Below are 14187 nucleotides of genomic sequence, written 5' to 3' on the forward strand. Positions count from 1 at the left end.
CGCGCTTACAGATACACCGACGGGCTGGCGGACAGCCCCTGCTTGACCTGGCGGGTCCGCTCGTCCGCCAGCACTTCCTGCTCGCCGGCTTCCAGTGCATCAAACGCCTGGCTCACGATGGCCTGCGGCGTGGACTTGGGCGCATCGATGCCCTTGGTCAGGTCGGTATCCACGAATCCCATATGCAGTCCCAGCACCTGCGTGTTCTGGCCGCGCAGCTCCTGGCGCAACCCGTTCGTCAGCGCCCATGCCGCCGACTTGCTCATCCCGTACACGCCCAGCACCGGGTTGTTCACCCAGCTCGCGATCGACAGGACATTCAGGATCGCCCCGCCGCCATTGGCCGCCAACGCCGGCGCAAACGCCTGCGCCACCAGGAGCGGCCCGAACAGATTCACCTCCAGATGCCGCCGCGCCGACTCCACGCTGCCCGGCGCCAGAAACCCGCCAAAGTCCGCAATGCCCGCGTTGTTGATCACCAGCGTCACATCCTTCGCCAACTCCGCCGCGGCCGCCACGTCTTCGGCGCGCGTCACGTCCAGCTTGACCGGCACTACGCCTTCCAGCGTGATGGACGACGGATCGCGCGCGGCGGCGTACACCTTGCGGGCGCCGCGGGCCAACGCCTCGCGGGCAAACGTCAGACCCAGGCCGCGATTGGCCCCGGTGATGAAAACAACAGCGTTTTTGAGTTCCATGATGGGTATTCCTGAGAGGTGATGTGTGTGAGTGAGTCGGCTTCATTTCGTCGGCTTCGGTACACACAATATGATGATCATCATATTTAAGGGCAGCAAAATGGCCGCGCAATGCGGCCGCGAAAATCAATCAGTGAGAGGCTGCAGCGCCCTCGTGGTCGTACTGGTCCAAGACTGCCTGGCGGGCGGATGCCAGCACTGCGCGACCGCCAGGGTTGTCGCCCAACGCCCGTGCCAGTTGCAACGCGCCCACCAGCGTGCTCAGCACCGCCGCCGCCGTGTGTTCGCCTGCCTCGGCGGGCAGCACCTGCTGCACCGCTTCCAAGAGCCGCTGCACCCGGCTGGCCGCCGCCTCGCGCACGTCCTCTGACTGCCGGGGAATCTCAGAGGCCAGCGCCGCCACGGGGCAGCCCCGTTCGCAGCCGGTCAGATGCGCATCGCTGAGATAGGTTTCGACCCACGCCCGCAACGGGCTGGCGCCTTCGGCCCGGCGGCGCGCCATGCCCTGAGCCATCCGCGCCGCGCCGTCCTGCCCGGCACGCTCCATCGCCGCCGCCAGCAACGCGTCGCGCGACGGGAAATGCGCGTAGAAGCCGCCGTGCGTCAAACCGGCTTCCTTCATGACGTCCGCGACGCCTACCCCGGAATACCCCGAGCGCCGGATCGCGCGGGCGGCTGCATCAACGATGCGTTCGTGGGATTGTTCCTTGCGGGAGGCGGACATGATCGCGACACCGAAATATGATGATCGTCATATTACGCCTGCCATATTCCGAAACGCAAGCCCCGGCCCCGATTATTAGCGCCAGGCCTGCGGCTCATTGGCCACTTCACGGTTTCAGCGGCCGGTCTACGGCTCGAGGGCCTCTTTGCGTTTTCAGCGCCAAGCTTCCGGCTCGATGGTCACTTCGCCCTTCTCCGCCGAGAAATACACCACGCCGTCCGAGATATTGGCGTTCAGCTGCATCGTGCGCTCGGCCAGCTTGCCCAGCGCCTTCGACTGCTCCGCCGGCAAATTCACCACCTTCAGATTGCGCGTGCGCTCCAGCTTGTTGCGCACCCCGTCCCACCAGATCTTGCTGGCCGACCCGCCATAGCAATACACGATCACCTCATCGGCGCGGCCACAGGCACGCAGAATCCGACGCTCTTCCGGCTGGCCGACCTCGATCCACAGCTTGATCTCCCCGGTCAGATCCTTCACCCACAGATCCGGTTCGTCGGTATCGCTCAGCCCCTTCGTGAACGCCAATTCCTCCTGCGCATGCATCGCAAACGCCAGGAGCCGCACCATCATGCGCTCGTCCGTTTCCGAAGGATGACGCGCCACGGTAAGCCCGTGGCTGCCGTAATAGTGGCGATCGGTATCGGCGACATTCAGGTCGGCCTTGTAGATGGTGGCGCGCAGGGCCATGGCGTAAGTCCGTTCAAAAGCGAATTGCAGGAAGGCCGCCATGATAACCGGGCGCTGCGGGGAGGCATGCGGCTCAAGGCTGGGTCCGGGTTTACACTTGCCGGGCGTCCGCCGTGCCAATCCTGCCGGAAACGCCATTCACGATTCCCTCGCCATGACCGCCACCGCCGCCCTCCTAGCCTTCACCCTGGCCGCCGCCATCCTGACCATCACCCCCGGCCTGGACAACGCCCTGGTCCTGCGCACCGCCGCCGTCGAAGGCAGCCGCCGCGCCCTCATGGCCGGCCTGGGCATCAGCGCCGGCTGCCTGCTATGGGGCGCCATCGCGGCATTCGGGCTGGGTTCGTTGCTGGCCGTGTCCACGCTCGCCTACGACACCCTGCGCATCTGCGCCGCGATCTACCTGTTCTATCTGGGCGTCAAGCTGCTGTGGAGCACGCGCTCCCGCCACAAAGCCGCGGCGACGTCGCCCTCCGGCATCCTTGCTTCCCCCGCTCGCCCCAGCACATCCGCCACGGGCTGGTTCGTGCGCGGGTGCCTGACCAATGCGCTGAACCCCAAGGTTGGTGTCTTCTACATCACGTTCCTGCCGCAGTTCATCCCCGCCGGCGCCGACGTGCTGCGTTTCAGCCTGTTGCTCGCCACGGTTCACGCGATCGTCGGCATGCTCTGGTTTGTCCTGCTGGTCGCCGCCACTCGGCCGCTGGCCCGCTGGCTTTCCCGCCCGGCCGTCACGCGAGGTTTGGACCGTGTGACCGGGGCGGTGTTTATTGCGTTTGGGTTGAGGTTGGCGCTGGAGAAGCGCTGAATCGAAGGCTTGAAGCGACGGCGGAGCTTGGATGGGTGTCAGACACCCGGGTACGCCGGCGACATCTCGACGGTCATCACGTAAGGGTGTCAGACACCTGAGAGCATTTACCTTTGGGTCAGCTCGTAAGGGCGTCAGACACCTGAGAGCGTTTACCTTTGGGTCAGCTCGTAAGGGCGTCAGACACCTGAGAGCGTTTACCTTTGGGTGTCAGACACCCGGCGACGCCGGCTACCGTTCGACGCTCATCTCGTAAGGGTGTCAGACACCTGAGAGCGGCGCGGGCACGAACAGCTGTCAACGCCAAATACCCCACCACCAGCGCGCAGCGTCATCATCACGACGCAAGACACCCAAACGCCAAAGAAGGCCGCCCGCGCGGCCGATTTTGGCGGCCCCGCAAGACCTTCGCCCCACCCGACTCGCGGCAAGAACGCAAGAACTCAACTCGCCCCGCCGACCAGCACCAGCCCTTGACGGAGCGGCCGGTGACGGGACGGGTGCGAGCGAGGGGCGTCGATGCGCCCGAGGGAATCCGAAGGCAGGCGCCGCAGGCGGCAACGAGGATGACAACGGGGCAGTCCGGAGCGAAGGCTCCGGACCGCAATCGTGGCCCCTCGCTCGCACCCGGCACGGCGCCGGCCGCGTTTCAAGAACCCACCCGCCTGCCAGCAATCACCCCCGCTGCCAAAAATCAAAGCAGCCCAGGGACAGCGCCACATGCCAGCAAAGCAACCCCAGCAAAGCGCCACCGCCCACCAGACATCAAAGCCAGCAAAAACCTAAGCCGCCTCAATACACCCCAATGGCATGCCGAGCCACAAAATGCCCCTCTCCCACGGCAACCAACGGCTCCACCAGCGGATCATCCCCCAACCGGCGCATCGGGCTGGGAATCTCATCCACCAGCAGCGACCGCTCCCGATGCCGCCGCTGCGGATCGGCAATCGGCACCGCCGCCATCAGCTTCTTCGTATAAGGATGCTGCGGATTTTCGAAGATCGCCCGCCGAGGCCCGATCTCCACGATCTGCCCCAGATACATCACCGCGACCCGGTGGCTGACCCGCTCCACCACCGCCATATCGTGCGAGATGAACAAGAACGACACACCCAACTCACGCTGCAGATCCAGCAGCAGATTCACGATCTGCGCCTGAATCGACACATCCAGCGCCGACACCGACTCATCCGCAATCACCACCTTGGGATTCAACGCCAGCGCCCGCGCGATGCAGATCCGCTGCCGCTGCCCGCCCGAAAACTCGTGCGGATAGCGATCGATCATCTCCGGCAGCAGCCCGCATTTATCCATCAGCCACCGCACCCGATCCTGCGCCTCTTTACCGCGCGCCACCTTGTGGATCAGCAGCGGCTCCATGATCGAATAGCCCACCGTCATCCGCGGATCCAGCGACGCGAACGGGTCCTGGAAAATGAACTGGATGTGCTGGCGCAGCGTCTGCATCGCACTGCCCCGCAACGCGCCGATATTCTTGCCGTCGAACTCAATCGACCCGCTCTTGCTCTTGACCAGTTGCAGCAAAGACCGCCCAGTCGTCGTCTTCCCGCACCCCGACTCGCCCACCAGCGACAGCGTCTCGCCCGGATACAGGTCGAAGCTGACCTTCTCGACCGCATGCACCCGCTTCTGCACCCGGCCCAGAATGCCGCCGGTAATGTCAAAGCTGGTCGTCAGATCACGCACCTTCAGCACAGGACCGTTCTCGCGCCGCACCGTCGACGGCGCGGCCACCGGCGTGTCCACCAGCCGCGCCGGGTCCGGCACCCGCACCGCCTCGTCCACCTTCAACAGCGGAAACGGCGCCGGCTCATCCGTGCCCTGCATCGCCCCCAGCCGCGGCACCGCCGACAGCAGCGCCCGCGTGTAAGCATGCTGCGGACGCGCAAAGATCTCGTCCGACCCGCCCTCTTCCACCTTGTCGCCCCGGTACATCACCAGCACCCGGTCCGCCACTTCCGCCACCACGCCCATGTCGTGCGTGATGAAGATCACGCCCATGTCCATTTCTTCCTGGAGCTGGCGGATCAGTTGCAGAATCTGCGCCTGGATGGTGACGTCGAGCGCGGTCGTCGGTTCATCTGCGATCAGCAATTGCGGCTTGCACGACAGCGCCATCGCGATCATCACGCGCTGACGCATCCCACCCGACAACTGGTGCGGGTAGCGGTCCAGAATGGCGCGCGCCTCAGGGATGCGCACGCGTTCCAGCATGCGCAGCGTCTCCGCCCGCGCCGCCGCCGCGTCCAGCCCCTGATGCAGCTGCAAGGCCTCGGCGATCTGGTTGCCCGCCGTGAAGCTGGGGTTCAGCGACGTCATCGGCTCCTGGAAGATCATCGCCACGTCCGCACCGCGCACGCGCTGCAGCGTCGAATCCGGCGCGCTGACCAGGTCCAGCACGTCGCCGTTGCGCCGGCGCAGCAGCATCCCGCCATTGGCGATGTGACCGCCGCCGTATTCGACCAGGCGCATCAGCGCCAGCGAAGTCACCGACTTGCCGGAGCCAGACTCGCCCACGATGGCCAGCGTCTCGCCGCGGTTCACGTGAAAGGAAACATTGCGCACCGCTTCCACGGTGCGTTCGGGCGTTTTGAACCGCACCGTCAGGTCATTGACCTGCACGACGCGGTTGGAATCCATGGTTGCCATATCGATTACTTTTCCTGACGCGGATCGAGCGCGTCACGCAGCCCGTCACCCAGCAGATTGAAGCCCAGCACCACCAGGAAAATGGCCGATCCGGGGAAGATCGACATCCAGGGCGCCTGGGTCATGAAGTTCTTGGCCGTGTTCAGCATCGAGCCCCACGACGGCGTCGGCGGCTGCAGGCCCAGGCCCAGGAAGGACAGGCTGGCCTCGGCGATGATGGCCGTGGCGATCGTGATCGTGGCCTGCACGATCAGCGGCGGCATCACGTTGGGGAACACGTGCCGTCCGATGATGCGAAGGTCGGACGCGCCGAGCGCCCGGGCGCTCTGCACGTAATCCTCGTTCTTGACCGCCAGCACCTGTCCGCGCGTCAGCCGGATGAACTTGGGCGCGGCCGATACGCCGATGGCGATCATCGCGTTGGTCAGGCTGGGTCCCAGAAAGGCGGCCAGCGCGATCGCCAGGATCAGGAAGGGAATGGCCAGGAGCGCCTCGGTGGCGCGCGAGATGATGCTGTCCGTCCAGCCGCCGAAGTAACCCGCGGCCAGACCGAACGGCACGCCCACGATCAGCGCGATCAGCACCGACACCAGGCCCGCCATCAGCGAGGCGCGCGCGCCGTAGACCATGCGGCTGTAGATGTCCCGGCCCAGTTCGTCCGTGCCCAGCCAGTGCGCCGCGGACGGCGCCTTGCGGATGGTGGTGAAACTGGTTTGCAGCGGATCCTGGCTGACGATGAACGGGGCCAGGATGGCCACCACCACGAAGAACAGCACGATGCCCAGACCGAGCATCGCGATGCGGTTGCGTTTGAATTTGGCCCACGCGCGATTGCGGCTGCGGGGCGGCGTGACGGCTGCGGCCGTTGCAGGAATTGCGCTCATGAGTGCCTCAGGCGGGGATTGACCAGGATGTACAGGATGTCGGCCAGCAGGTTCATCAGGATGAAACCCACCGCCACGCAGAGCACCACGCCCTGCACCACCGCGTAGTCGCGGGTGAACACCGCGTCGACCACCAGCTTGCCGAAGCCCGGAATCGTGAAGACCTGCTCGGTCAGCACGGCGCCCGCCAGCAGCTCGCCGAACAGCAGCGTCACCAGCGTGACGATCGGCATCAGCGCATTGCGCAACGCGTGGCGCAGCACCACGCTGCGCGGCGACACGCCCTTGGCGCGGGCGGTGCGCACGTAGTCCGCGGACAGCGCCTCCAGCATGGACGAACGCGTGTGCCGCATCAGGTACGCCGCGATCGCGGTGGACAGCACCAGCGACGGCATCAGCATCGTCTTGATCGACAGCCAGAAATCTTCAGAAGGCGACACGTACCCCGAAGCCGGCAGCAGCTTCCACTGCACCGACACCACCATGATGAGGATGATGCCCAGCCAGAAATTGGGAATGGACATGCCGGAGAGCGCCGCGATGTTGGCGCCCATTTCGACGGGCTTGCCCTTGCGCACCGCGGCGATGATGCCCATCGGGATACCCACCAGCAGCGCAAAGAACATCGCCATGGCGGCTAGTTGCAGCGTGACAGGCAGCTTTTGCGCGATCAGCGTCGTGACGGGCACGTCGGTGCGCAGGGACTTGCCCAGATCGCCTTGCAGGACCTGCCCGGCCCAGGCCGCGTACTGCATCGGCAAGGGGTCGTTCAGGCGGTATTTGTCGCGCAGATAGTCCAGGACGGCCGGATCGCGCTCTTCGCCGGCCAGGGTCAGCACCGGATCGCCGGGCAGGATTTTCTGCAGCATGAACACGATCATCGACACCAGTATCAGTGTCGGGATCGCGACGATCACGCGGCGCAAGATGAGTTTAAGCATGTGGGAAACCGTAAGACTGGAACGACGGACGGCGCCGGCCGGACAGGGCCCGATGCGCGTCCGCCGCAAACGACAACCGGACGCGCAAGGCGCGTCCGGCGGGCGCGGCGGGCATTCGCCGCTCCGACATTACTTCTGCGCGAACGTCACGCCCTTGAGCCGGATCATACCGTCCGGATAGGGCGTGAAGCCCTGGACCTTCTTGCCCATCACGAAGGGCCACGGCTGGTAGTAGTTGTACACGCCGGGCAGTTCGTCCTGGATGATGGCCTGCGCCTGGTCGTAAATCGCCTTGCGCTTGGCTTCGTCCGGGACGGTACGAGCCTGGTTCAGCAGCTTGTCGACCTCCGGATTGCAATAGTGGCCGTCGTTCAGCGCGCCCTTGCAGGTGACGAAAGCGTGGATGTTGCCGTCGGGATCGACCCGGCCGGACCAGCCCAGCATCACGATCTGGAAGTTGCCGCCGGCCGATTCCTTCTGCAGCGCGGCGTATTCCGTGGGACGCAGGGACAGGTCAAAGCCCGCCTCGGCGGCCATGGCCTGCACGATCTCGGCGACGGACGAGGTGGTGGTGTTGTTGCCGAACACCAGCTCGGCCTTCACGCGGTCAAAACCTGCCTGCTTGAGCAGGCTCTTGGCCTTGGCCACGTCGCGCTTGGTGACCGGGAACTTGTCGCTGTGATAGGGACTGGCGGGCGGGAACGGCTGCTGCGCGGGTTCGAAGATGCCGCCGCCGGCCACTTCGTTGATGGCGTTGCGGTCGATGGCGTACTGGAACGCCTGGCGCACCAGCTTGTTCTTGAACGGGTTGTCTTCGGCGCGCTTGCCGTTGTCCACGTTGAACATGAACTGCTGGAAGCCCAGGCCCGCGACCGGCGCGAACGTCAGGCTGGCGTCGCTCTTGACCGCCGGCGCGTCCGAGGGGTTCAGGCGCTCGAGCATGTCCAGGTCGCCTGCGCGCAGGTTGGACAGGCGCACGGTGGTGTCGGGGATGGGCAGGAAGGTCACGCGCTTGAACGCGTAATCCTTGGCGCCGTAGTACTGGTCGAATTTTTCCAGGACGATGCGGTCGTTCTGGATGCGTTCGACGAACTTGTACGGGCCCGAGCAGATGGGCTTGCGGCCCACGGCGGCGACGTCGTCCGAGAAGGTCTTGGGCGACAGCATCATGCCGGCGCGGTCGGACAACTGCGCGAGCAGCGTGGCGTCCGGTTCTTTCAGGGTCAGCACCAGCGTGGTGGCGTCAGGTGCGTCGACCTTGGCCACCGAGCGCAGCTCGCCCTTGCGCAGGCTGTCCGGCAGGCTCATGGCGCGGTCCAGGTTGGCCTTGGCCGCCGCCGCGTCGAACTTGGTGCCGTCGTGGAACAGCGCGTCGTCGCGCAGCTTGAAGGTCAGCACCTTGTTGTCGTCGCTGAACGACCACGAGGTGGCCAGTTGCGGCACGAAGTGCAGCTTGGGATCGATGTCCACCAGCTTGTCGCACAGCGACGTGAACACGATGCGGCCCACGTAGGTGCGGGCGCGGTGCGGGTCCAGGACATCGGGATCTTCCTGCAGGCCGATCCGGATGTTCTGGGCGCTGGCGGCGCCGGCGGCCAGCGCCAAGAGGCTGGCGCCGAAGGTCATGGTCAAGCGTTTCATTGTGTTTATTCCCCTTGTTGCTGCATTTGCCGGTTTAAGGAAGCGCTTTAGAAGCCCACCGCCTGGCCGTCGCGACGGCTGTCGCTGGCGGCGACGTAGCCCAGTTCGTTGTCGTTCTCGGACATGCGCCAGATGAACTGGCCGGCGCCGAAGTCCATGTACGGATCGTCAACGGATTTCAGAGCATGGCCCAGATCCTTCAGTCCTGCAATCGTCGACGCCTTCATATTGGTCTCGATATCCAGCGTGAAGTCGCGGTTGACCTTCCAGCGCGGCGCGCAGCACGCGGCCTGCGGGTTCTGGTGGTAGTCGATCATGCGGACGACGGTCTGCATGTGGCCCTGCGGCTGCATGTCGCCGCCCATGACGCCAAAGCTCATGACCGGCTTGCCGGCGCGCGTGAGGAACCCCGGGATGATGGTGTGGAACGGACGCTTGCCGCCTTCGACCACGTTGGCCGACTTGGGATCCATCGAGAAGCCCACGCCGCGGTTCTGCATGCTGATTCCCGTGCCAGGCACGACCACGCCCGATCCGAAGCCCATGTAGTTGGACTGGATGAACGAGATCATCATGCCGTTTTCGTCGGCGGCGGTCAGGTAGATGGTGCCGCCCGCGTGCGGACGGCCGGCTTCGAAGTGGGTGGCCTGGTCCAGACGGATCAACTTGGCGCGGCTGTCCAGGTAGGCGTCCGACAGCATCTGCTCGGGCGTGACCTGCATGGCGCGCGGGTCGGCCACGTACTTGTACAGATCGGCGAAGGCCAGCTTCATGGCTTCGATCTGGATGTGCTGCGATTGCACCGAATCCACGGGAATGTCGGCCATGTCGAAGCGTTCGACGATGCCCAGCGCGATCAGCGCGGCGATGCCCTGCCCGTTCGGCGGAATTTCGTGCAGCTCGTAGCCGCGGTAGGACTTGGAGATCGGCTTGACCCATTCCGGGCGGTAGCCGCGCAGGTCTTCCAGCGTCATCGCGCCGCCGCATTCCTTGCTGAAGGCGGCGATGCGCTCGGCCAGTTCGCCTTCGTAGAAGTCGCGGCCCTTGGATTCGGCGATGCGGCGCAGCGTGTTGGCGGCGTCGGGGAAACGGAAGTGTTCGCCGACCTTGGGCGCGCGGCCTTCGGGCAGGAAGGCCTGGGCGTAGCCGGGCTGCGACTTCAGTTCCTCGGCAGCGGCGGCCCACTTGTGCGCCACCACGGGCGGCACGGCGTAGCCGCGCTCGGCGATCTCGATGGCGGGCTCGAACAGTTGTTCGAACGGCAGCTTGCCCAGCTTTTCATGCAGCGCGGCCCAGCCGGCCACCACGCCGGGGACCGTGACCGAGTCCCAGCCGCGCTTGGGCTGGATGGCCAGGCCGTTGTCGCCGGTGCCGTACTTGCGCTTGAAGTATTCGGTGTTCCAGGCGGCGGGCGCGACGCCCGACGAGTTCAGGCCGTGCAGTTCCTTGCCGTCCCAGACGATGGCAAAGCAATCGCCGCCCAGGCCGCACGAGACCGGTTCGACCAAGACGATCGTAGCCGCGGCCGCGATGGCGGCGTCCACGGCGTTGCCGCCCTTGAGCAGCATGCGCAGCCCCGCCTGGGCCGCCAGCGGGTGCGACGTGGAGACCACGTTGCGGGCGAACAGCGGGATGCGAACGGAAGGATACGGGTTGGCCCAGTCGAAGGTTTTCATGTGGCGGGTCTCATAACGGTTAAGCGGGCGAAGTTACTCTCGTGCTTTAATTAAATCAATTTGATTTTTTGTTCCGTCATAAAAGAATTTTTTATGAGTACGATCCGATTTCTGCGCACGTTTCTGGCGGTCGCGCACCACGGTTCCTTCTCGGAGGCTGCCGAACAGGTCGCCCTGACGCAGGCGGCCGTCAGCTTCCAGATGCGCTCGCTCGAAGCCGAGCTGGGCCGCGAACTCTTCGACCGCAGCGGGCGCCTGGCCATCCTGAACGCGGCCGGGCGCGAATTGCTTCCCGAAATCAAGCACTTGCTGGATTTATACGACAGACTCAGGCGCCCGAGCACGGCGCCCGGCGAATTGGCCGGCTCGGTGTCAGTGGGCAGCATCGTGTCCTGCATGGGCACGCTGTCCAAAGTCATCTCGGGGTTGAAGAAGGCGCATCCCAAGCTGGACGTGCGCATCCTGTCGGGCAAGGCCAGCGAACTGGCGGGCAAGGTCGAGGACGGCGAGCTGGACGCCGCATTCCTGGTGGAAGCCGGCCGCAAGATGGCCAGCACGCGCTGGACGCCGCTATATGAAGAACAGATGGTGGTGATCGCCCCGCGGTCGGCGGCCGGCCAGGACGCGCGCGAGGTGCTGGCGGGCAATCCGTTCCTGCGCTTTGACCGGACCCAGCGCACCGGGCTGCAGATCGACCGCCTGCTGCGGCGCATGGCGGTGCCGGTCAATGAATTCCTGGAACTGAACGCCATCGAGACGCTGGTGGAACTGGTGCGCCAGGAGGTCGGCGTCACGCTGCTGCCGCTGATCAACGGCGCGAACTGGCAGCACAGCCCGGAACTTCGGATTTTCTACCTGCCCGAAGACCTCGGGCCCCTGTCGCGCTCGATCGGCATGCTGGAACGCCGCGAGCATGCCCGCCAGGGCATCACCGCGGCGATCTGCGAGGCGTGCGCGCAGGCTTTCCGCGCACGCGAACCGCAAACCGCCGCGTAAGGCTTACTCGGCCATGGCCGGGTCGGTCTTGGACGGCTTGCCCGTCTCGATGCGGCCGGCAAAGCGGCGCAACCACGACGGATCCTCGGCCAAACGGACCGTGAAGTCGTACCAGGCATGGCTGCCCGCCAGCGCCCAGTGCTGCTCGACCTGCCCGCCCGCCGGAACCGTGAACGTCCAGCGTTCGTGGTTGGCGTAATAGGCGTTGGGCGTCACCTCGAACGAGCAAGGCGTCTTGCCGGCGTTGATGAAGCTGACGTAGACGTCGCCGTTGGCGATGTCGTAGCAGACGCGGATCTCGGCATCCTGCTGCGCCGTGCGGTCGTGCGCCAGGTCGCCCGCGAAATGGCGGTGCCAGCCGTTGGGACCCAGCACCCACAGGTCGTACTTGCCGCCGTCGGCCGCCGTGTCCCAGCTGCCTTCCAATTGCTTGTCCGGCTCCACCGTGTAGCGGCGCGGCAGGCGATCCAGGTGCAGGCGGTCATAGACGTGGAACACCGCGGTCTGTTTGCCCGTGTTGGAGAACACCAGCCACATGTTGCCGGTGCCGGGCTGGCTGCGGCCGCTCGTGTGCAGTTCATACGGCAAGGCGCAGGAGTTGCGAATGCCCTTTTCCTGGATGCCCTTGGCCTGCGTGGACGGATCGGGGAGCGGCACGGCCGTGAGCGCCTGCTGGGCAGCGCGCTCCTGGTCCGCCTTCGAACGGGTCAGGATATCCAGGCCAGACAGCTTCTCGTCGTTCGGCGTGGCGAAGTTGAAGGCCGACGTCAGGTCGCCCAGCACGGCGCGGCGCCACGGGCTGATGTTCTCTTCCTTGACGCCGAAGCGGGCTTCCAGGAAACGCAGCACCGAGGTGTGGTCGAACGCTTGCGAATTGACCCAGCCGCCACGGCTCCACGGCGACACCACATACATCGGCACGCGCGGGCCGGGGCCGTACACGCGGTTGTCGGCGGCATCCTGGGCGGACGCATGCGTGTGACGTTCGAGGTCGGTGTTGACGGTGGAAGCGCCGGCCATCGAACCGTCGGTGTTCAGCGACGGCGCGGCGGGCGGCGGCACGTGGTCGAAGTAGCCGTCGTTCTCGTCGAAGTTGATGAGCAGGACGGTCTTGCTCCAGACGTCCGGATTGGCGGTCAGTGCGTCGAGCGTTTCCTGGATGTACCAGGCGCCCTGCACGGGGCTGGACGGGCCGGGGTGTTCGGAGTAATCGGCGGGCGCGACGATCCAGGAGATCTGCGGCAGCGTGCCGTTGAGGGCGTCGTCGCGCAGGGCCTGCAGAAAGCCGCCGTCGGGCATGGTGTTGGCCGTGCCCTTGTAGAGCGGGTTGGCCCCATCCATGCTGGGCGTCCAGGCCGGGTACGGCGCGCCGTTGCTGCCGTTGCCGGCCAGTTCGTTGGCGCGGCGGTATTGCTGAAAGCCGGCCAGCGGGTTGTCGCCGAAGTTCTCGGGCAGGTTCTGGTAGACCTTCCAGGTCACGCCATTTTCCTGCAGGCGCTCGGGGTACGTCTTCCAGGTCCAGCCGGTGGACGAGGCGCCCAGGCTGTCCCACTGGTTGCGGGTCGACGGGCCATTGCCCTGCGCCAGCGGATCGTTGGTGCCGGTCCAGTGGAACAGGCGGTTGGTGTTGGTGCCGCCATGCGTCGAACAGTGGTAGGCATCGCACAGCGTGAAGGCGTTGGCCAGCGCGAACTGGAATTCCACTTCCTTTTCGCGGTAGTAGCCCATGGACTGGTTCTGCTTGTAGCGCGGCCATTGGTACATGCGACCGCCGTCCCAGGCCATCTGGGCGTCGACGTAGTCGTGGGGCGTGCCGGCCACGCGCTGGGCGTTGCCCTGCGTGCTGTCCAGGTGATACGGCATGACGACGCGCGTGCCGTTGGTCTGTTCCCAGACGGAGCGGTTCTGCGGCAGCGGAATGGTGATGCGGTCGCCAAAGCCGCGCACGCCCTTGAACGTGCCGAAGTACATGTCGAAGGAGCGGTTTTCCTGCATGAGGATGACCACGTGCTCGACGTCGTTGATGGTGCCGGTGCGGTTGTTGGCGGGGATGGCCAGCGCGCGGCGGATGGCGGGCGGGAACATCGACAGCGCGGTCAGCCCGGCGGTGGAGGCAGCCGCGTTGCGCAGGAACCGGCGCTTGCCGGCGTGGATCGTGTCTTTTTCGGACTTCACGGATTCTTTTCCTATGGGTCTACAAGAAGCGCGGCTCAGGGCGCGCAACGCAGTTCGGGCTTGGCGGGCGGCGTGGGCGTCTCGGGCTGGGTGGGGGTGCCCGGGTCGGTGGGGGCGCCGGCATCGTCATCGTCGTCGCCACCACCGCAGGCGGCCAGGGTGGCGGTCAGCATCAGCACCGCGCCGGCGCGCAGGAAACCGCGCAAAATCATGGACTTGCTCATGGGGTATCTATCCTTGGGACATCAGGGAAACAGTTCGGAGACGGACTTGCCGGACATGGC

At 65.6% G+C, this 14187-nt stretch carries 12 protein-coding genes; 2 read left to right on the plus strand and 10 right to left on the minus strand.

Annotated elements, in window-relative coordinates:
• Positions 1-5: 5 nt before the first annotated feature.
• The 3 genes from RT697_RS20690 to RT697_RS20700 form a co-directional block, all read right to left on the minus strand.
• Positions 6-698: an SDR family oxidoreductase gene (locus RT697_RS20690; RefSeq protein ID WP_313701437.1), complete on the minus strand. Its 693-nt coding sequence runs from the start codon at positions 696-698 to the stop codon at positions 6-8.
• 130 nt (positions 699-828) lie between these two features.
• On the minus strand, positions 829-1422 hold the full coding sequence (locus tag RT697_RS20695) for a TetR/AcrR family transcriptional regulator (protein WP_313701439.1): 594 nt from the start codon (positions 1420-1422) through the stop codon (positions 829-831).
• A 153-nt stretch (positions 1423-1575) separates the two neighbouring features.
• Positions 1576-2112 carry a YaeQ family protein gene (locus tag RT697_RS20700; protein WP_313701455.1) on the minus strand — a complete coding sequence of 179 codons (537 nt, stop codon included), beginning with the start codon at positions 2110-2112 and terminating at the stop codon, positions 1576-1578.
• Between the two features lie 154 nt (positions 2113-2266).
• Between RT697_RS20700 and RT697_RS20705 the strand changes: the two genes are divergently transcribed.
• Complete coding sequence (locus RT697_RS20705; RefSeq protein WP_313701441.1) at positions 2267-2920, plus strand: LysE family translocator; 654 nt, start codon at positions 2267-2269, stop codon at positions 2918-2920.
• A gap of 792 nt (positions 2921-3712) precedes the next feature.
• Here RT697_RS20705 and RT697_RS20710 read toward each other — a convergent pair.
• From RT697_RS20710 to ggt, 5 genes are all read right to left on the minus strand, one after another.
• Positions 3713-5581, minus strand: a complete 1869-nt coding sequence (locus RT697_RS20710) for a dipeptide ABC transporter ATP-binding protein (RefSeq protein WP_313701457.1) — start codon at positions 5579-5581, stop codon at positions 3713-3715.
• 14 nt (positions 5582-5595) lie between these two features.
• Complete coding sequence (locus RT697_RS20715; RefSeq protein WP_056570076.1) at positions 5596-6474, minus strand: ABC transporter permease; 879 nt, start codon at positions 6472-6474, stop codon at positions 5596-5598.
• Positions 6471-7415: an ABC transporter permease gene (locus tag RT697_RS20720; RefSeq protein ID WP_056316436.1), complete on the minus strand. Its 945-nt coding sequence runs from the start codon at positions 7413-7415 to the stop codon at positions 6471-6473. The genes RT697_RS20715 and RT697_RS20720 overlap by 4 nt, the downstream gene beginning before the upstream one ends.
• Positions 7416-7544: 129 nt before the next feature.
• Positions 7545-9056, minus strand: coding sequence for an ABC transporter substrate-binding protein (locus tag RT697_RS20725; RefSeq protein WP_313701443.1), 1512 nt, complete (start codon positions 9054-9056; stop codon positions 7545-7547).
• Positions 9057-9103: 47 nt separating this feature from the next.
• A complete protein-coding gene (ggt, locus tag RT697_RS20730; RefSeq protein ID WP_313701445.1) occupies positions 9104-10732 on the minus strand; it encodes a gamma-glutamyltransferase in 1629 nt (542 codons plus the stop codon).
• Positions 10733-10825: 93 nt separating this feature from the next.
• On the opposite strand from ggt, the gene RT697_RS20735 reads away from it, so the two are divergent.
• The gene (locus RT697_RS20735; protein WP_313701447.1) at positions 10826-11728 is read left to right on the plus strand and encodes a LysR substrate-binding domain-containing protein; all 903 of its coding nucleotides are present in this window, start codon (positions 10826-10828) and stop codon (positions 11726-11728) included.
• 3 nt (positions 11729-11731) lie between these two features.
• Here the strand turns inward: RT697_RS20735 and RT697_RS20740 are convergent, their stop codons facing one another.
• Complete coding sequence (locus RT697_RS20740) at positions 11732-13903, minus strand: phosphocholine-specific phospholipase C (RefSeq protein ID WP_313701449.1); 2172 nt, start codon at positions 13901-13903, stop codon at positions 11732-11734.
• Positions 13904-13938: 35 nt separating this feature from the next.
• The gene (locus RT697_RS20745; protein ID WP_313701451.1) at positions 13939-14127 is read right to left on the minus strand and encodes a hypothetical protein; all 189 of its coding nucleotides are present in this window, start codon (positions 14125-14127) and stop codon (positions 13939-13941) included.
• Positions 14128-14187 lie beyond the last annotated feature (60 nt).

Source organism: Achromobacter sp., assembly GCF_032113835.1.
In the GTDB taxonomy this organism is placed as follows: Bacteria; Pseudomonadota; Gammaproteobacteria; order Burkholderiales; family Burkholderiaceae_B; genus Achromobacter.